General features: G+C 58.7%; 14 protein-coding genes and 2 tRNA genes. 10 read left to right on the plus strand and 6 right to left on the minus strand.

Features of this window, described 5'->3' with window-relative positions:
- Positions 1-90 precede the first annotated feature (90 nt).
- Positions 91-1950 (minus strand): chloride channel protein, encoded by a 1860-nt coding sequence (locus EC9_RS20700; protein WP_145348014.1) that lies wholly within the window; start codon positions 1948-1950, stop codon positions 91-93.
- A gap of 392 nt (positions 1951-2342) precedes the next feature.
- Between EC9_RS20700 and EC9_RS20705 the strand changes: the two genes are divergently transcribed.
- On the plus strand, positions 2343-3491 hold the full coding sequence (locus EC9_RS20705) for a fatty acid desaturase (RefSeq protein ID WP_218934312.1): 1149 nt from the start codon (positions 2343-2345) through the stop codon (positions 3489-3491).
- Between the two features lie 426 nt (positions 3492-3917).
- Here EC9_RS20705 and EC9_RS20710 read toward each other — a convergent pair.
- Together EC9_RS20710 and EC9_RS20715 are read right to left on the minus strand one after the other, a co-directional pair.
- Positions 3918-4000: transfer RNA gene (locus EC9_RS20710), tRNA-Leu, on the minus strand.
- 268 nt (positions 4001-4268) lie between these two features.
- Positions 4269-6893, minus strand: a complete 2625-nt coding sequence (locus EC9_RS20715) for a COG1361 family protein (RefSeq protein ID WP_145348015.1) — start codon at positions 6891-6893, stop codon at positions 4269-4271.
- 157 nt (positions 6894-7050) lie between these two features.
- Here EC9_RS20715 and EC9_RS20720 point away from each other — a divergent pair, with 157 nt between their 5' ends.
- From EC9_RS20720 to EC9_RS20740, 5 genes are all read left to right on the plus strand, one after another.
- The gene (locus tag EC9_RS20720) at positions 7051-7371 is read left to right on the plus strand and encodes a tetratricopeptide repeat protein (protein ID WP_145122930.1); all 321 of its coding nucleotides are present in this window, start codon (positions 7051-7053) and stop codon (positions 7369-7371) included.
- Between the two features lie 64 nt (positions 7372-7435).
- Positions 7436-8212 (plus strand): DNA repair protein RecO, encoded by a 777-nt coding sequence (gene recO, locus EC9_RS20725; RefSeq protein WP_145348016.1) that lies wholly within the window; start codon positions 7436-7438, stop codon positions 8210-8212.
- Positions 8213-8295: 83 nt separating this feature from the next.
- On the plus strand, positions 8296-9498 hold the full coding sequence (locus EC9_RS20730) for a tetratricopeptide repeat protein (protein WP_218934313.1): 1203 nt from the start codon (positions 8296-8298) through the stop codon (positions 9496-9498).
- Between the two features lie 8 nt (positions 9499-9506).
- A complete protein-coding gene (gene lptE / locus EC9_RS20735) occupies positions 9507-10058 on the plus strand; it encodes an LPS assembly lipoprotein LptE (RefSeq protein WP_145348018.1) in 552 nt (183 codons plus the stop codon).
- Positions 10059-10167: 109 nt separating this feature from the next.
- Positions 10168-10238: transfer RNA gene (locus EC9_RS20740), tRNA-Gln, on the plus strand.
- A gap of 244 nt (positions 10239-10482) precedes the next feature.
- On the opposite strand, the gene EC9_RS20745 is transcribed toward EC9_RS20740, so the two are convergent.
- Complete coding sequence (locus tag EC9_RS20745) at positions 10483-11718, minus strand: Glu/Leu/Phe/Val family dehydrogenase (RefSeq protein WP_145348019.1); 1236 nt, start codon at positions 11716-11718, stop codon at positions 10483-10485.
- A 314-nt stretch (positions 11719-12032) separates the two neighbouring features.
- On the opposite strand from EC9_RS20745, the gene EC9_RS20750 reads away from it, so the two are divergent.
- The 4 genes from EC9_RS20750 to EC9_RS20765 are packed head-to-tail and all read left to right on the plus strand — an operon-like array spanning position 12033 to position 17453.
- Complete coding sequence (locus tag EC9_RS20750) at positions 12033-12449, plus strand: PilZ domain-containing protein (RefSeq protein ID WP_145348020.1); 417 nt, start codon at positions 12033-12035, stop codon at positions 12447-12449.
- 36 nt (positions 12450-12485) lie between these two features.
- Positions 12486-14369, plus strand: a complete 1884-nt coding sequence (locus EC9_RS20755; RefSeq protein ID WP_145348021.1) for an HlyD family efflux transporter periplasmic adaptor subunit — start codon at positions 12486-12488, stop codon at positions 14367-14369.
- A gap of 2 nt (positions 14370-14371) precedes the next feature.
- Entirely contained in the window at positions 14372-16513 is a 2142-nt protein-coding gene (locus tag EC9_RS20760) for an HlyD family efflux transporter periplasmic adaptor subunit (protein WP_145348022.1), read from the plus strand.
- Between the two features lie 37 nt (positions 16514-16550).
- Positions 16551-17453 carry an efflux RND transporter periplasmic adaptor subunit gene (locus EC9_RS20765; protein ID WP_145348023.1) on the plus strand — a complete coding sequence of 301 codons (903 nt, stop codon included), beginning with the start codon at positions 16551-16553 and terminating at the stop codon, positions 17451-17453.
- 50 nt (positions 17454-17503) lie between these two features.
- On the opposite strand, the gene EC9_RS20770 is transcribed toward EC9_RS20765, so the two are convergent.
- Positions 17504-18475, minus strand: a complete 972-nt coding sequence (locus EC9_RS20770) for a ZIP family metal transporter (protein ID WP_145348024.1) — start codon at positions 18473-18475, stop codon at positions 17504-17506.
- Positions 18476-18654: 179 nt separating this feature from the next.
- Positions 18655-19683, minus strand: coding sequence for a class I SAM-dependent methyltransferase (locus EC9_RS20775; RefSeq protein WP_145348025.1), 1029 nt, complete (start codon positions 19681-19683; stop codon positions 18655-18657).
- Between the last annotated feature and the right edge of the window lie 309 nt (positions 19684-19992).

Genomic DNA, 19992 nt, shown 5'->3' on the forward strand with positions numbered 1-19992 from the left:
CATAAGGTTTCTCGGCGACGATCCATCGCAAGGTGGGAGTGGTTCAAATTGGCATCGAGCGTGGGATCGATACGATAGACGGCAGGGCGTTTATTCGCGAGTGCCCTCTTTGTGCTCGCGGATCCGGCGATTGTAGGTGGCGATCGTTTCGCGGCGGCGCAACATTCCCAGCAGCCGCTGCGACTGATGATCCTCGACCACCGGCAACTCTTCCAGGTTCAGCGCCGTGAAATGCCCCAACGCAGTATTCAGGTCGTCGTCGGGAGTGACCGCGACGACGTTGGTTGTCATCACGTCGCTGGCGTTGGCCAGTTTCCAGATCGCATCGTGAAACAGATACGACCGGACGTCGTCGTCGGTGAAGATCCCAACCATGTTGCGATCGGCATCGACGACGGGGAAGTAGTGTTGGTGGTTGTCGGCCAGACGATGGACGATCTCGTCCAACGACATCGATTCGTGAATCAGAGAATAACTGTCGATCGGGCGATAGGTTCCGCGGACCTGCACGCCGTCCAAGACATCGACGATAAAGTCGCCGCGGTGGGCGGGAGAATCCATCCGCGTCGGGACCTGTTTGCGATACAACCGCGATCGGCGGCCAAACCCGAAGGTGATCGTGGTGACCAACATCGTTGGAACCAGCAGTCCAAAGTCGCCTGTCAGGGCGCGAACCATGATGATCGTCGAGATCGGTGCGTTGGAAACGCCCGCAAAAAAGCCAGCCATTCCAACGATCGCAAACGCCTCGGGATGAGGAGCCAAGTTGGGCATCCAATCGTGCAGATACAGTCCCAGCCCGGCGCTGAAGCAACCGCCGATCACCATCGACGGGCCAAAGACTCCGCCCGGGCTGCCGCTGCCGATCGAAAGCGAAGTCGTCACAATCTTGACCAGCGCGATCGCGATCAACAGGGGGGGGCCCAATCGCAGCGAATGATGCACCGCCTCTTGAAGCGTCCCCGAACCGCTCCCCAACACCGCCAACGCACTCATCTGCTGGCCGGCTAAATAATAGAAGCCGACTCCGACGATCCCGGCGAACAACGCACCGATCGCCGGCCGCACGTGAGGCCGCACGGGCAAGCGTTCAAACGCCCACTGCGAACCATAAAACATCTGCACATACGCGATCCCGACGGGGATCAAAGCACAGGCCAACATCAGGTAGGGAATCAACTCCAACGGACCACTGATCGCGTGCTCCACCTTGATCCCAAACAGCGGCTGAAAACGGACTTCCGGCGGGAGCGATTGGGTGTAAATGCTGTAGGCGATCACCGACGAAGTTGCCGCCGGGACGATCACATCGGCTTCCAGTTCGGCATCGCTGTAGAGGATCTCGGCGGCGAAGACGGCTCCGGCCAGCGGGGCTCGGAAGAGCGCTCCCACGCCGGCTCCCATCCCCGCAGCCAACAAGATCCGCCGGTCGCGCGGCGACAATTGCAAGCGTTGGGCGACCATCGATCCGATCCCCGCCCCGATCTGGCAGATCGGTCCCTCGCGGCCGCCGCTGGTTCCCGTCCCCAATGCGATCGCGCTGGCGATAGTTTTGACAAACGGAACTCGGGCGGCGATCTTGCCGTGCTGATTGTGGAACGCATCGATCGCCGCATCGGTCCCCGGCCCCGCCGCTTCGGGCGCAAATTGGTAGACCATCCAACCGGCGACCAGAGCGCCACAGACCATCACGACCACGATCATCCACGGCACAAGCGTCGTCGGCGGGTGGGTGAAGGGAGTGCCTTCGCCAGTCGCTTCGGGAGGGGCGTAGCCGGCGTATTGGACCAACGAAAACCTGACGACCAGGTGGCCCAAGAACTGAAAAACGACAGCTCCCAAACCGACGGTAACCCCGACCAGCACCGCCAGAAACAGCGATCGACTGGACGATCGGAAGTGTTTCGTGCGCGAGCGGAGCGTTTGGGCTAGATGCGGCGGAGCGGGCATTGAGACCTGAGACGCGGAAGCGGTGCAAACAAAGGGGGACGCACTGGCAGTCTAAAGGGTCCGCCGACGATGGTGAAGTCGGACGTCGGCGGCGGCAAGGATTCAGCCTGCCAAAGGCTGCAGAAATCGTGGCCGCAAGGGTTACCTGGTCGCTGAAATCGGTCCCCTTAACCCCGCTTAGGTATCAGAAGTGTAACGAAAAAGTAACCGTTTGAACGATCCGCAGCGAACCACTTTTTGCCCCATTTCGATTCTGCTAACGTAGCCCGGTCTCGATGCAATGGGGGTCTCGCGAAGATCATCTTCACCCCCCGCTCGCATTGCCCATTTCTCCTTTTCAGTCCGTTCCGGCGGTTGCAAACCGCATCACTCCCACAACAGGAAACTGCCCCGTGTCGATTGTGATGGAACCCGAAGACGCGTCACCAGGGCTGAACAGCTCGCAAGAGAGCGCGCCGCTTCCCACCCGCAAACAAGTTCTGGCGGCGATCCCCGAGGACTGTTTCGATCGAAACACCTTCAAGTCGTCGGTCTACATGGTCATCTCGATCGTGTTAACCGTCGGCAGCGGCCTATTGGCCTACCTGTTCCTGCCGATGACTTGGGCGTGGCTGCCAGCCTGGATTGCGTACGCCGCCGTGACCGGCACGATCGCCACCGGGTGCTGGGTGATCGCCCATGAATGCGGCCACCGCGCGTTCAGCAAACACAACTGGTATCAAGACGCCGTCGGCTTCACCTTGCACTCGGCTCTTCTGGTTCCCTACTTCTCCTGGCAGCGCAGCCATGCTCTGCACCACGCCCGCACCAATCATATGGATCTGGGCGAGACGTTTGTGCCGACCCGCGACACGACTGCGGCGGGGAAGGCTTGGATCCGTTGGCAAGAGATCATGGGAGACGAAGCGTTTGCCGTCGTGATCATGGCCGCACGGCTCTTGGTCGGCTGGCCCGTCTATCTTTTGACGGGTGCCAGCGGCGGACCGGCTCGCGGCGTGACCAATCACTTCTGGCCAGCGAAGCCGTTTTCGGCGGCGATGTTCCCCGGCAAGTGGCGAACTAAGGTTTGGCTGTCCGATTTGGGAGTGCTCGCAACGCTAGCCCTATTGGGTTGGTGGGCGTACGCGGAAGGTTCATTCCTGCCCGTGCTAGCCGTTTATGTCGGCCCCTACCTGTTCACGAATGCTTGGTTGGTCCTTTACACCTGGCTGCAACACACCGATGTCGACGTCCCGCACTTCGATGAAGACGAATGGACCTGGGTTAAAGGGGCTTTCATGACGATCGATCGTCCCTACGGACCGGTCTTCGATTTCTTGCACCATCGGATCGGCAGCACCCACGTCGCCCATCACATCGACGCCCGGATCCCACACTACAACGCGGTCCGTGCGACCGAGGCGCTCAAAAACGCCTTCCCCGATCTCTACCTCTACGATCCCACTCCGATCCACAAAGCCTTGTGGAAAGTGGCGACCCACTGCAATGTGGTCACCAAAGCCGATGTCGGCTGGAAATTCAACGGCAAGACACGGGGCTAACTCGATAGCGAGTCAAAGCCCAATTCTCCCTGGTCGCGCCCAATCGGTGGCGTGGCCTTTCTGGAAAACATGCCGAGCGATAGGTCGCGGCGTTTCTAAACGCTGCACGATCAAAACCACGCTCCGACCAAAGGCATCAACCGCCACGCGTTAGCGTCCGGTTCAACGGTTCAATCAGCCGCCACGCGTTAGCGTCCGGTTCTGCAATCTGGGGATCACTCGTCGACTGAATAGCCGCAACGCAAATGCGTTTCAGCAATGGGCACGGCAGTTGGTGACGTCTTTTAATTGAAGAGAAGCTTGCGGCGGCGGAGCGACGCAACCACTGCGACTTTGGCAATGGGCACTCTAGAACGCCGGGGCCTATTCGTCGGAAAGAAGCTTGCGTCGGCGAGCGACGCCGCAACTGCGACTTCAAGAAAACGATGGGGGTGACAGGAATCGAACCTGCACGCCATAAAGGCACTGGATCCTAAATCCAGCGCGTCTGCCAGTTCCGCCACACCCCCAGGTGATTGGCTAATCCACCGCGTTTCCGCAGCGGAGGTCGAGAGTTTACCAAAGCGCGGCGACTTTGGTAAGGTCGGTATCGCCCCCGATTTTTCGGCTCGACTTTTGCCGCTCTCACGACAGATCCCCGTGGCATAAACGCCGCCGCCGCAAGGACTTGCATCGACAACCGGCCGATCGACTGTCGAGCAAAAAAAAGGTCAGGCTGCAATCAGCCTGACCTCGAGAGATTCGTTCGAGCTGGCAAGCCCGGCGACGGCCTGCCGCTTAGCGTTGGTTGGCCGAACTGTTGCTTTGGCGGCTGATCCGATCCTTGGAGACTTCCATGTACCGGGTCGCTTCCTCGGCGACCAAGATCGTCTCGCCAGCGGTCACTTCGGCGCGGAAGCGGTGGTGAGCAGCATTCATCGCCTTGGCGCGAACGCTCAATTTCACCTGCTCTCCCGCATCGATCCGTGGGATCGCATCGAACAACACTTGGCCGGGGACAAGTTCGCCAGCGTGTCCGGCAACCTTGATCGGTTCGATGCCGTTGCTGAACTGGGCGATCACCTTGACCCCTTCGGCGGCGAGTGTACCGCGGTTGCGGATCACGATCTCGTAGTTCACCTCTTCACCGACAGGTGCCGGAGCGACGGGGTCGTTGATCGTCAGCACGAGGTCGGCGATCGCTTCGACTTCGGTTGTCAGCGAAACGGTTGCACGCCCCGCGGCCGAACCGCGGCATTCGAAGGCCAACAGATGTGCTCCGACGCCGGCCAGTTCGCACTGGAGATCGTAATCGGCGGTCGCACCAGGTGCCATCTCGTCGACTTTCCACCGCAGGAACTCACCAACCAATTCAGCACCAGGAATACCCGACTTGTAGACAACACCTTCAGGCAGACGGAGTACGGCGACCACGTCGTTGCTGGCGGCGGTGCCGGCGTTGTTAATCTTCAAATGGTAATTCGCCAGCGTGTTGTGATATTTCACGGGAGGCCCGGTCAAAGTCGCAACCAGGTCGGCGGTCAGGACGCGAATCTTTTTAATCTCTTCGTTGCGCAGATCGTTCGCTCCGACGGCAAGGCCGTGGATCTCCAACCCGCCGCGATCTTGAGCTGTCAATTCGATCTCGAACTGAGCTTCTTTGCCCGGAGGAATCGTACCGATCCGTTGGTTCTGCGGTGTCGCCGAATTGGGCGACAGCGTGAAGGAAACGTCGTTGGCGATCCCGTTGCCGGGATTCATGACGCGGACCTTATAGACTCGCGATTCGCCGAAGACGACCTCATCGGGACCTTCGATCACCAATTTGACGCGTGGTTCTTGAACGCGGACCTGCGCGGTGCGTTGTTGAGGCAGGACAGTCCATTCGACGCCGACGTCGAACGTCTCGGCCCGTTCCGCGGCGATTCGCAGCGTCAACGTCTCGCTCTTGCCCGCTGGCAATGTATTGATCTGCCACAGCATTCGCCGTTGGCCTTGATGAGGTTCGGGTTCGACGTCGCCAGCCGTCGTTTGATGGCTGCGAACGGCAGTCCATGACGGCAACGAAGCGCGAATCATCACGCCCGGTGCGTCGATCGTCCCGTTGTTCTCGACGATGATCGAGTATTCGGCGACTTGGTTGATCTGGATCTCATCGGGACCATGCGTCAAGACGCGGATCGTCGGGATCTCGGACATCATCATCTGGCCGTTGTTGTCGCGCGGATCGATCGCGATTTCCTTCGCGGTAGGCTCGGCCTGCACCGCGGGTTGTTCGACTGCTGGCGCAGGTGTTTCCTTTGGTTCGACGGCCGCCGGGGCACTCGCTGTCCGCGCGGGAACCTGGTAGCTGCGCGATGCTGGCACACCACCGATCACCCCACGCGCGGTCGATGAACGCGTATTGGACGACCGCACGGTCGAACCGCGAGTTGTAAACTGACTTTCCGATTGCGTTTGGGTTTGCGATTCCAGGTTCAGGTGGGCATCGTGCTGGAACTGCGACTGGCCGGCATCCGATGGCGATTGCACGCTAGGTGCAGGAGCGGCAGCCGCGCGAGGCGCCGTTTCGACAATCTCCAACTGCGCCGCCGGTTCGGGCGTCGCGAGTTCGATGACTTCGGTTTCGACCGATTCCTCGGTCTGTTGCGTCGTCGTTTCGACCGATACCGATCCCGGAAGCGGTTTGCGAGGCACCGAAGGAGTTTGGCCGACGGTTGTCGAGCGGCGAGTGCTACTGCTGCTACTGCTGTCGATTGTTACTGCTTCTTCGGTCGAGAAGGTCGTGCGTCGATCGGCGCGGCGGCTGCTGGAAGAGGTCGAAAAGCTATCATCGATCGAAATCGATTGCCCCTGCGACGACGATCCGGCGCTGTAGGTCTCCACCGATTCGACTTCCACTTCGTCGTAGTTGTCGGCCTGCGGGATCGCTGCGGTCGCTTCGCGCTGCTGAGCCAACATCGCTTCACGATCTTCGGGATCGAGCAGGGGTTGCGGTTGCCCGGGTGCAACATAAGGAACCGGCGCTGGGCTGCTAGCAGTCCCCGCTCCGCTTCCGTTATAAGAACTCGACGGCGTTGGAATGAACGGCGATGGCAAGGGCTGCGACGAGTTATTCGTTGGTCGCGAGGCCGTTCGCAATTGTGGCGAGGGGGGCTGATACTGGTTCTGATTCGCCGGCTGGGAATTGTTCGATCCCCCACCAAACAAGCGGCTCAGAATCCCAACGCTCGAACCGGAACTGCGCGAACTGCGGCTGGAGTTCGAACGACTGCTTGGCTGTTTTCCAACGACCTGCCTGATCGTATTGTTTTCACCCTGCGCCGATCCGTTGGTATAGGGCTGGGCAGTCTGGCCGATTGCCGGAGCGGTGCTCAGCAAACAGGCAAACAAAACGAGTGACAGTTTCGCGAAACGTGACATGCGCACGACTCTCCGACGAGTAAAATTCAAAACCTATGGTCTCTGATTATCGGAGCCCCGACCTGTTAAATTGAATCAAATCTACGGATTGTTCAGATAACGCGGCCGTTGGAATGCTTGCAATCCGCACCTCCCCCCTTTTTTTGGTAATGGAACGATGAGTCGACGCGAACAGATCGAGGCGATGTTGAAGGATGAACCGCAAGACACTTTCTTGCGTTACAGCCTGGCGATGGAGCTGCGCAGCGAAGGGGATAACGAAGCAAGCATTCGCCAATTGGTCGAAATGACTGGCGATACGCCTCCCTATGTCCCCGCCTTCTTTATGGCCGCTCAACAGTTGGTCGATCTCGACCGGACCGACGAAGCGCGATCGATGTTGCGCGACGGCATCGAACAGGCTCGGGCTCAAGACGATGCCCACGCGGCGGCCGAGATGGCTGATTTCTTGGCGATGATCGGCGACCTGGGCGAATAGCTTTCGGGCAGACAGCGACGCTGGGGGAGACTTCGGTTCGCGCAGCGGATGGATTTGAGAAACGATGTCCAGCGAAAAATCGGAGGCGATCATTCTCCGCATCGTCCCGTTCAGCGAATCGAGCGTCGTGTTAACGATGCTGACACGGGATTTCGGAAAGATTTCAGCTCTCGCCAAAGGAGCCTACCGCCCCAAGAGTGCTTTCGAAGGCGCGATTGACCTGGGTTGCCATTGTCGCGTAGTGTTCATCAAGAAGTCCTCGGATGCCTTGGATCTGTTGACCGAAGCCAAGCTAGAACGCCGGTTTCGCGCGGCCAATAAATCCTTGCCTCAACTGTACGTTGGCTACTACATCCTCGAACTTCTGCGGGAATTGACCGAATCGGATGAACCCCATCCCGATCTGTTCGACCTGTCGTTGTGGACGTTAAAAAAAATAGATAGCGCCGACCTGATCCCCGGCGAACTATCGGACCTCGTGGCGACCTTTGAATTGCAAGCTTTAAAAACACTTGGACACGCCCCGTCGATGGACGGCTGCGCCACCTGTGGCAAGACAGTCGCCGACGCTGCGCGAGTTGCCTTTGGAATGATCAGCGGCGGTGTGTTATGTGATGCTTGCCGCCCCCGATCGCGACAGGTCGTGATGCTTTCAAAGCAGGCGCGCGATGCGATGCGACAGCGAATCGACGAACCGAGCGGACATGAACATCCAAACCAAACTCAGAAAAACCAACGAAACGGCGAACTACGCGGTGTGCTGCGTCGATATATGTCGCATCACGTCGGACATGAATTAAAGATGCCTCGATTGATCGACGGCATCGGCGGCCGGGATTAGAGAGCGCCGTTGCAAATCAAATGTTGTCAGCGACCGATTTGCCAAAGAACACTTTTTTCAGCTCAGCGACATGGAAGTCGATCATGCGAATTAATATCTACACGCTGCTCGCGATCGGATTGATTGCCGTCCCCGGCTGCCAATCGTTTCAAAATACTCCGTGGAGCGATGGCTTGGTGGCACAAGAGATTGCCCCGCCCACCGAAGCCGACCAGATCGCGGAGATCGAAGATAAACGCAACCCCGCTGTCGCGTTGACCGATTACGTGACCGGCAAGGGACCCGCGGATCGCACCAAGGCGCGCGAACTGTATCGCGAGGCGGAAGCGTTGTTCGAACAAGCCGCCGCGGCCGAGGGCAAACCGCGGATGAAGCAGTTCCGCAAAGCTGCCGCTTCGTTCATCAAGGCCTCCAAGGAATGGAAGGATTCGGCGCTGCAAGAGGATGCGTTGATGATGGCCGGCGAAAGCTACTTCTTTGCCGACGATTTCCCCGAAGCCGACAAGATGTATGGCGAACTGTTGGAGAGTCATCCGCGCAGCCGTCACATCGATCGCGTCGTTGCTCGCCGGTTTGAGATCGCCAAATATTGGCTGGCCGTCGACAAACAAAGCCCTCAGATCCTGCCCGTGAACCTGACCGACCACCGCCTGCCTGCGTTGGACATCGACGGATCGGGGATCAAACTGTTGGATCAGATTCGCTACGACGCCCCGACCGGAAAACTGGCCGATGATGCCACCATGGCTGCCGGTTTGGAGTACTTCGAACGCCAAAAGTGGACCACCGCCGACGGCTTCTTTTCCGATCTGCGGGAATCGTTCCCCGACAGCGACCATCAATTCAACGCGCACCTGTTTGGCCTGAAGTGCAAACTGAAGATCTACCAAGGACCAAAATACAGCGGCACCGTTCTCAACGAAGCGGACGACCTTGTCAAACGGATGCAGCGGCACTTTGCCAGCGAATTGCAAAAGCCGGAAAACCGCGAACTGGTCGCCAAAGCGGCCGCCGAGATCGATCACCTGCTAGCCGAACGACTCTACTCGCGAGCTCAATTCCGCGAACTGCGTTCCGAACACGGTGCGGCCAAGTTTTATTATCGCCAGCTGATCGAAGATCATCCCAAGACCAGCTATGCCGAAACGGCTCGCGAACGTTTGGCGGCAATCGAAGGGAAACCCGACACGCCGCCGCAACGTCTGGCTTGGTTGCACAAAATGTTCCCCGACAGCGAGCCGGCGAAACCGATCATGGTCGGCAGTCCAAGCAACATGCTTAGGTAATCATTCCCGTGAGATTGATAAACGCTTTGTTTGATAACTCCCGCGCCCTGTGGCTTGGCTGCGTCTGCGTACTGGTAACCGCTGGCGGCTGCGCGGGCTATCAGTTGGGAAATCAGTCGCTGTACCGCAACGACGTCCGCACGGTCTACGTCCCGGTAATTCGCAACGATTCGTTCCGCGACGACCTGGGCGTCCGGCTGACCGAAGCGGTCCAGAAGGCGATCGAACAGCGAACGCCATTTAAGGTCACCGGCGATCCGAGCGCCGACAGCGTGCTCACCTGCCGCGTAATCGCCGACAGCAAACAAGTTTTGACCGAAACCAATACCGACGAACCGCGAGCTCTCGACAACGCCGTCGCCGTGCAAGCCAGCTGGGTCAACCGGCAGGGGAGCGTGTTGATGGAAAACCGGATCCTCCCGGCGGGGCAACTGGCATTCTATTTTCGGCAGAGCAGCCGGATGGTTCCCGAAGCGGGCCAAACCGGTGCCACGGCGTTCCAAGAGACGATCGACGATCTAGCCAATCAGATCGTCACCCAGATGCAGATCCGCTGGTAACGATTGAATCGCCTGCGGGGAAAAATTGCCTCAAGAAAATTGGCAAAAATCCTGCGAACCCCTGTTACCCCAAACCGATCTTTTCGGGTAGACTTTGCACAGCAACAACTGCCCGATGGTGTAATGGCAACACTACGGTTTTTGGTACCGTCATTCTAGGTTCGAGTCCTAGTCGGGCAATGTTTGCTTTCTTCTCAGCCAGCTGAGGCAGATGGAATCGCTTTCCATCGCTCGCCCCACAGACCGATCTGGCTCCTCAAGGCAATTGCCGAGGCACCCTCCCCAAGATAACGATCCCTTAGGTATAAACAGACGGTAGCCGGAGCGGAGCGAATACCACCGGAAACGTTTGCGCAATCGATCGATGCCCCCGGCGGGGGGGGCACGCATCCGTCTGCGATCGCCTGCTTCGCGACTGGCGCGGTCAGAACGAACCCGAGAGTTCGGTGGCTCGCTTGACTCGTTGAATGCCGACGCCAAACGCCGCCTCCCGCAGCGAGATGTTTTTCTCCTGCGAGGTGTGCCAAACGTTCTCAAAGGCTTCGCTGAGCGTGCGGTCGAGTTCTTGCCGTACTCGGTCCAGGCTCCAACGGTAGTGCTGGCGGTTCTGCACCCATTCGAAATAACTGACCGTCACGCCCCCGGCATTGGCCAGGATGTCGGGCAGAACGATCACATCGCGATCGTTCAGTTGTTCGTCGGCGTCGGGCCAGATTGGGCCATTGGCAGCTTCGACGATGATCTTGGCTTTCACCTGGTCGACATTTTCGCCGGTGATCACCCCCCCAAGGGCCGCCGGAATCAGCACTTCGCATTCGGTTTCCAACAGCGCCTCGCCGGGCAGCCGTTCGCATTCCTTGAACCCTTCCAACGATCCCTTGTGCAACAGCGCATGCCGCAGCAGATGCGGCACGTCCAGCCCGCGCGGATTGTAATACGTACCGCTGACATCGCTGACGGCAACGATCGGAAACTCCGCTTCGTGCAGGAATTTGGCTGCATGAGTACCAACGTTTCCAAAGCCCTGGATCGCGACAGGTGATTCCGCTGGGCGACGCCCTTTCCGCTTGATCAGCTTGAAGGTCAGCAACCCCACCCCGCGACCTGTCGCTTCCTCGCGCCCCTTGGCTCCGTACTCTTCGACCGGCTTGCCGGTGATCACGGCGGGATTAAAGCCGTGATACTTTTCCCATTGGTTGCGGATCCAAGCCATCGTGCGGTGATCGGTTCCCATGTCGGGAGCGGGAATATCGGTGTCGGGGCCGATCACATCGTGGATCTGATCGACGAACGCCCGCGTCATCCGTTCCATCTCCGATACGCTGAGCGTCTTCGGATTGATGCCGATTCCCCCTTTGGCTCCGCCGTAGGGAAGGTCGACGACGGCGGTCTTCCAGGTCATCAGACTAGCCAACGCGCGGACCTCGTCGAGATTGACTTCGTGGTGAAATCGGAGGCCACCTTTCATCGGACCACGACTGTTGTTGTGCTGCACGCGATAGCCGATGCAATTCATCACGCTGCCATCGTCCTTGTGGAAGGAAACTTGCACCTGCAGTTCCCGTTTCGACATCTGCAAGCTCTCCCGCATGCTGTCGCTCATATCCAAATGACGAGTCGCGCGGTTGAAATAGGTTTGCGTCGCCTCAAATGCATGCATTGCTTCTTCCTTCGTGATGCTTGATTTCCGGGGACCGATAGTGTGCGGGCTCGCGACCATAATCTCCCCAGCAACATTCACTATAGCTGATTGAAACAGCGGTCCGCCGCCCCGCTGGCCCCATCGTGCGCGGCATCGCCGTTTTCCAGCGGCGTCGCGGCGATCCCGAGCGTGTCGCGCGGATAATTCGGAATATCCGTCCTCGCCCCCGACAACCGGTCGCCGAACCGCCCCGACTTTGCCAGCCTGCGCCCCGGACTGACCTAGATTTTCTCAACCCGTAGACTCCGCGAATTTCCGACGAAGGGACCCTCATGCTCGGCGAACATCTAGTTGCAGGCGAACAACTGCTTGGCGCAGACAACGATCTCCGCGCGCTCGAAGAGCTTTGCCGCACCACCAGCAACGAATCCCAACGCGTCGCCGAACGTCGCATGCTCGACATGCCGGTTCAAATCCAACCGGCCAATTCCCGCGACCGCAACGCCTGGAAACTGGCTGGAAAGCTTCGCGATCTATCGGATACCGGATGTGGGATCCTGACCGAAAAACCGCTGATGGTCGGCGATGTCTTCTGGCTCTCGACCACCGACCAATCGATCCAGTTGGGCAGCTTCTTCGCCCGCTGCGTCCGCTGCCGGATGATCCGCGAGGGAAGCTTTGAACAAGGGTTTACATTTTTCAGCAATCCACGACAGGATCGCAGCAATCCGTCGCAACCAGCGTTTTAGTCGCTACGCCGGTTTTTCACATCAAGGATTCGCCGCATGTCAGCCCCCGCCAATATCGATCACTCCACCGCGACCAACACCCCAACGACCGACACGTTTGTGTTGGGACATCTGGCGCGGCTGGTCAGCAACCTGAGCGTCAAAGGGACGACCGGATCGGCCGTCTATCGCCAGTTGTTCACGACGATCGTCGACCACTACCAACCATTGGTCGCCAAGATCGACGTCCGCGATCGCGCCGCACGGTACAACGACGCGCATCAAAGCCAACGCCTTTCGGGCACCCTGTTGATCGAAGTTGGATCGATCGCGGTTTCCGAAACGCTGACCGATGCGATTTGCGAAGAGGCGCCCGTCTTTCGGATCAATTCGCTCGACGCCACAAAGAAGTATGTCACGATCGGCGTTCCGATCCGCGATTCGATGCAGCGAGAGACGACCGGCGGTCTCGCCGTCGCGTTGGTCCCTCGCAATCAATCTGACATCAACGCGTTGGTGGCCGAACTGAATTCGTTGACGCTCGCCGCGGCTGGCTGCATCGACTCACAACCAACCGAACAAAAGACACAAAGCAACGCCGACTGGGCTCGCGTCTTGTCGCGAGTTGCCAAGATGGGCGACCGACACGAATTTGCGATCACGTTAGTCAACACCTTGGCCGACCGGTTTGTCTGTGGCAAAGCGGGACTTGGGCTGATCCGCAACAAGCGTGTCGAGGTGCGAGCGATCTCGGGACTCTCGACGATTAAACCGAACAGCCCCGGCGTCGCCGATATGCGGCAGGTGATGGAAGAGTGTTACGACCAGAAGTCGCCGGTCTTCGCCAGCCGACAAAACGAATACGAACAGCGATCGATGCCGATCCATAGGGGTTGGAGCGAACGGACCAACACGGCCATCCTCAGCGTGCCGATCATGCTCGAGACCGAGATCCTGGCCGTCGTCACGTTGGCGCGAGCCGCCGACAAACCGTTCTCGACCGAAGAGCTCGAATCGATCACTAAACTGCTGGAACCGTTTGGTCCATCGCTGCAGTTGATCGAGAAATCGAGCCGATCGATTTCCGAACACGTCCGCGAAGAGGGGCGCGGCGCGGTCATGCCGTGGCTGAATCCTCAATCCCACGCCCGTAAAGCGGCGTTGATCACCGCGGGGCTCTTCTTCGCGTGGTTCCTGTTTGGCAGCCTAACCTACCGGCCGATGTGCGAAAGCGTCCTCTCGCCAGCCAGCGTGCTGCATATGGCTGCGCCGTTGGATTCGCGAATCGAAAGCGTACTGGTCAGCTCGGGAGACCATGTTGTTAAAGACCAAGTGTTGGTCGTGCTGGACAGCCGCGAATTGCAACTGCAGCGCAATCAATTGCTGGCTCAAATCGCCAGCACCGAAGTCGTCGTTGGGCAAGCGATCGCCGACCGCAAGGTCAGCGAAGCGGCGCTCGCAAAAGCCGAGGTCCGCGTCCTGCACAGCCAATTGGACAGCATTGAAAACCAGATTGAACAATCGACCTTGCGGGCCCCAACCGATGGGATCGTGGTCGCGGCGGACCTGAAGAAACGGATCGGCCAAGTGCTGCCGCAAGGCGAGCCGTTGGTGACATTTGCCCCCGGAGAACGCTGGGTCGTCGAGATCATGGTTCCCGACCACGTCGCTCCCTACGTGGCTCAAGACCAATCGGGCGTGTTCCGCGCCTACTCGCACCCCGATCAATCGATCCCCTTCAAGATCGATTGGGTCGGCGGAGCGGCTCAAGTGGTCGAAGGTAAAAACGTCTTCATCGCCGAAGCGGAACTGGAATCGCAAACCGATTGGATGAAATCGGGAATGAAGGGTGTCGGCCGGATCGCCGCCCAGCGCAAAGCGGTTTGGTGGGTCACCATGCACGGGCTGGTCGATTACTTGCACATGAAATTTTGGCTGTAGCGATGACCAACCAACCTCCACAACCGACCCTCGCCGAGCGTCTAGCCGAAGCCCGCGCGATGCTGCGCAGCGATGTCACGGTCAGCCGACATCTGTTCCAGGGCGAACCATCGTACATGTTGCACGATCCGGTCAGCTTCCAGAACCATCGACTGAGCCTGCAAGACTATTCGATCGTCGCCAAATTGGACGATGCGCTGACATTGCAGCAGTGCTTTGACGCGATGGTCGCATGCGGCGATCTAACCGCGGCCGAACAGGAGAGCTTCTACCGCTTCGTCCTTCGTTTGCAGACGCTGGGCGTTCTGTCGCTGCCGGCTAACAATGGCCCTCAGTTGTACGAACGCTATAAACAGACTCAAAAAGCCAAGATAAAATCGCTGCCGATGCAGCTGATGTCGCTGCGGATTCCTTTGGCTCGCCCCGACGCATTCCTCGATCGCACCGCCCCGGTGTTCCGTTGGCTATTCTCCGCCTGGTTCGTCCCGGTCTGGCTGTTTGGGCTGGCGATTGCCGCGACGATCATCGTGCTTCGCCGCGACGACTTTTTCCAACCGCTCAACGCAACTCTAACCACATCCAACGTCGTCACGCTTGGAATCGTGCTGGCACTGCTGAAGGTCTGGCACGAACTGGGGCACGGATACGCCTGCAAAATCTTCGGTGGCCGAGTCCCCGAGATGGGGATGATCCTGATGATGGGAGCCCCGCTTGCGTACGTCGATGCCAGCGCCGCGTGGACCTTTCCACGTCGCATGCATCGCTTGATCGTAATGCTCGGTGGGATGTATTTTGAATCGCTGGTCGCAATCCCCGCCGTCTTCGTTTGGGCCTTCTGGGGCCCTTCAACGATGATCGGTTCGATCGCGTATCAATTGGTCTTCATGGCGACGGCGATCACCGTCTTATTCAACGCCAACCCGTTGATGAAATACGACGGTTACTTCATCCTCAGCGACCTGTTGGGAATTCCCAACCTCCGCCAACGGGCGACCAACGAAATCAATGCGACCTTCCAACGCCAAGTGCTTGGTTTGCGAACGGTTCCGCAAAGCACAGCCCAACCGGCGATCCGAATCGTGCTGTTTTCCTACGGTATCGCGGCGTCGATCTATCGCTGCTTTGTCTTCCTGGGACTCGCTGCGATTTTGGCATCCCATGCGTTTTTGCTCGGCATGTTCTTGGGTGCCCTGTTCCTCGTCTATTCGATCGGCGGCAGCCTGAAGAAGTTCGTCAAATATTTGTGGTACAGCGATCAAACCGCGTCGGTCCGGCCGCGAGCCTATGCGATCAGCGCGATCCCATTGGTTGTGTTGCCGTTGGGGCTGATGATTCTGCCGACGCCCGGAGGCATTCGCGCAACCGGCGTCGTGGGAGGCCAGCAGGAGTTTGTGATCCACGCCGCATCCCCGGGGTTCGTCGAACAAGTGGATGCCCAAGTCGGGCAAACCGTTGCCGATGGAGAACCATTGGTCCGCTTGCGAAACCCAAATCTCGAACTGCAATTTGCAACCGACAAGGCGCTGCTGCACCGCGCCGAATTGGAGTTACAAGCGGCCGGACAAGTCGACCTTTCGCAGATGGCTCAAATGCGACACCAGGTCCACAGCTTAAAACATTCGCTGCTGCACGCCCAACAGAACATGACCAATCTGGTCGTCCGCGCCTCCGCCGCCGGATCGCTCGTCGATGGCCTGACACCGCGCGATCAAGGGCGATTCATTCAAGTCGGCGATCCGTTGGCAACCGTCGTCGACGGCACCACGATCGTCAACGTCTGGCTGACCGGCGAACAGATGCGGATGATCTCACCCGAGATCGGCGACCGCGTTAACGTTCGATTTCCCGGCGCACGGCTCGGATCGTACACCGCAAAAATCCAACACATCGCCCCCGCGGCCCAGGTCGAAATGGACGAGATCGCCGCAACCCATCTCGCTGGCGGCGACATCCCCGTCGATCCCGCCTCCGGCAGATCGATCGAACCGTTGGTGCAAGTGAAAGTGGAACTGCCCGATGCGATCCAGAAATTGGTCCGCCACAAGAGTCAAGCCAGTCTAAATTTCGGTCGTCGATATGAACCGTTTGCGTTCTGGATGGCCAGGCGATTGATTGTGTTTGTCGAAAAATTGTCGATGAGCTGAACGCGATCGCGCGCTCCCTATTATTGAGACTTCAAAGATGAAACCTTCCCTTCTACTGACCTTCCTTTTCGCAGCGATCTGGATTCCAGCGGTTTGCCAATCGACGGTCGACGCCGTCGAACCGACCGGTGGTGCGAAATGGGATGCGTTGCAATACGATCCGTCGATCCTCGAAACACGCAGCCAATTGCACGGCATCGCGCGGGGCAAACTGGACAGCGAAATGCGGTTCGAAATTCCTGGGGTCGTCGCCAAAGTCCACGTCCGCGACGGGGAATGGGTCGAAAAAGGAGAACCGTTGTTGTCGCTGCAAGATGCGGTGGCGCGAGCCGCCTGGAAAGTCGCACAAGCCCAGGCGTCGCAGAACGGGACTGTCGAAGCGGCGCGATTGGAAGCTGAATTGATCGGCCGTCAATTGAATCGTTTGCAGCAAGCGTTCCTCGAACAGGCGAGTTCCGAATTCGAACTGGAAGAGAAGCGAAGTCAGTTCGCGCAGGCTCAGGCCGCCCTGACAGTGCAACAGGAAGAAGCCAACGCGGCCGGGGCGAATCTGGAATTGAAGGCGGCCGAACTGCAGAAGTTTCATCTCGTGGCCCCCTTCGCCGGGCAAGTCGTCCGGATCGACAAGAAGCAAGGCCAACCGATCGATCCCAACGAAACAGCGTTGATGATCGTCGACGCCCGACAGTTGGAGATCGAGGTGTTTCTGCCGATCGCTCTGTTTGGCGAGATCGTTGTCGGCCGCCAATACGCAATGCGAGCCGATGCGCCGGTCGGTCGATCGCTGCAGGCCACCGCGATCTATGTCGCACCGATCGTCGACGCGACCAGTGGAACGTTTCGTTGTCTGTTCGAAATCGACAACACCGACTTAAAACTGCCGGCCGGGTTTGCTGTCAGGTTGAGTTTGCCGAGAAAGCTCGCGTCGACCGGCAAATAAAATCGCAGCGACAACCGCGAGGATCTTGCCGATCGCATTTGCCGAATCGGTTAGGGATGCGTGTGCAGGGCTTCGATCGCGATCGCGATGAACAGGCCCAACAGCAGCGCGACGGTCAACTTGCCGCGATCGTGCGAGTGGAATTGGACTTCGGGCAGCAGATCGCCGAGTGCGATGCACAAGAAAAATCCAGCCGAAAATCCGAGACTGCAGCTTAAGATGAGATCCATCGTCGGCGAACCGCCCAGCGATGCCAGACTGCTCCACGCCAAAATCGCCCCCAACGGGCAGGCCATCGCAAAGCCGCAATTGACCAACATCTGGTTCTCCATCGATGTCCCGCGAGCTCGCATCAGCGACGTGATCGACATCGCGTCGAGCGGTTTGTGCAACATCACCGCCAGAAACGTCCCCAGTCCTAGGAACGTCATCCCGCCCCCCGATTCGCTCCGCACACTCGCTGCCAACGCCACGCCATCGATCAGCGTGTGGATCGCCAAACCAACAAACAATCCCTGCCAACTGAACCGGCTGGGAAGCTTCAAATTGACGACCGAATCGTCGTGCGAGTGACTGTGACTGTGACTGTGACCGTGAGCGTGGTCGTGTGAATGACCGTGACCGTGAACATGATCATGCGCGTGGTCGTTTTCCGAAACCGTGACCAGATGCGGATCGCCGCCGACCGATTCAACGACGGACTGGTCGGCGTGATCGTGGTCGCAACGACTGTGATCCGGATCGGTGTGATGGTGAACGTGGAACACCCGCAACAGGAAGAACATCACCACGACACCGCCGAGCATCGAATAGGCGACTGGCAAAAACGAATCGACTCGCATCGCCGCGTGCGGCAACATGTGAACGATCGCGACCCCCAGCATCAGCCCCGATACGAGACTCATAATGACCTGCATCCGCAGATGGGTCAGCCGCAAAATCGATGGCAACAGACCGCCCAACAACGATGCAGCCACGATCATTACGCAGTACAGAATGATCAGAATCGTCGGTGGCAGCATAGACTTGGAAGGTGACCGGCAGCATAGGTGAAAGAGACTCAAGCCCCCGAGAGAGACCTGCCCGCCAGACCGCAAGACGCTCCCGTCTCGCAATCCGTTGGGGCTGCCACTTTACGCCGGATGCGGCTTTTAGACAATTCGCCATCCGCGAACGACGAACGGATACCGCTCCGAATCACCTAGCCCGAGGTGCAAACAGCACTCGGCATGGCGGATTGCGGCGACGGGTTGTTGCCCGGGCTAGCGGTACCCAATGCAGGCCGGTCGGCGCGCAGCCGGGCCACCTGGCTCGATGCAAACAAAAATTCGTCGAAGTGACCGATCGCTTTGCCGATCGCCGTCCGCAATTTGGCTGGCCTCAAGTGGTACTCCAGCGGCGAATAGCGACGATACGCGTCGACAGCCAGCCGATAGCCGTTGACTACCGGAACCTTCTCCGCATCGGGTTCGGGAGTCAAAACCATCGCCAGATTCGGCAAATGCCTGCTCTTCAGCGAAACCGGCTGGGTCCGAAAGCCCGCTTTGTGCGCCACGTTGCGGAGCGAGATCTCGGTGAAGTTATAGATATGTCCGTAGTGAAAGAGACGATTCGGGGCGGCGTGCGGTCGGCCGAAATCGGGGACTTCCACAAACAGATGGCCATCGGGACGCATCAGTTGCCGGATCTGCCGTAGCGCGTCGATTGGGTCGGGCAGATGTTCCAGGACATGCACTAACAGGACCAGCGATTGATCCTGCCGCGCTTCGTCCGCCAAATCTTCGAGGAAGGCACAGCGAACGTTCACGCCCAGTTGCTGCCGAGAATATTGGCAGAACCCTTCGCCCGGCTCGATTCCGCTGACCGAACAGCCAAAATTTTCAAACTGCCGTAAATTGCAACCGATTCCCGAACCGACCTCAAAAACTTGGTCTCCCGGTTCGATAAAGGGTCTCAGAGCGTCGAAACGCTCGCGTCCGCGACGCCATTCGCGATAGACGCGGCGGTTGCTGGGAGTCGCTTCGCCGTTGTAGTCGATTCGGTACTGGGAGCTATAAAATTCCGCAAGCTCTTCGCTGGTAGGGATTTGCGCGTGCTGAACGAGCCCGCAACTGGTGCAGACGACGGTTTCCAACGCCTGGCGACGGCGATCGCGGGTCGAAATCAGCTCCAGCCCAGCGGAACTACAGACGCGGCAAGCGGCTTGGCCTGCTGTTTTCCCAAGAACCATGGCGGCTTCCAAAAATTAACAATCGGGCTCCTGCGGCACCTTTAGGGTGGATTGGGAGCTTGAAAAACCGATCAATAACAGATGCAGCGATCGCAAGTAAATGACAGATCTGCCGCCGATGGGGTGGGTTCGTCGAACGATCAGCAATTGACGTAAATTTCAGGCTGCGATAGACTTAGCGGCACGAGATTTTGCGCATCCACCCGGCCACCGCGACAAACGTGGGCCAGGGTGTTCAAAACCACTTTTTAAATAGCTTGGGGAAGGCGAAGGGCATGTTGCCCTGGACGACTTGCATCCGGCAAATGC

The sequence above is a fragment of the Rosistilla ulvae genome, from assembly GCF_007741475.1.
In the GTDB taxonomy this organism is placed as follows: domain Bacteria; phylum Planctomycetota; class Planctomycetia; order Pirellulales; family Pirellulaceae; genus Rosistilla; species Rosistilla ulvae.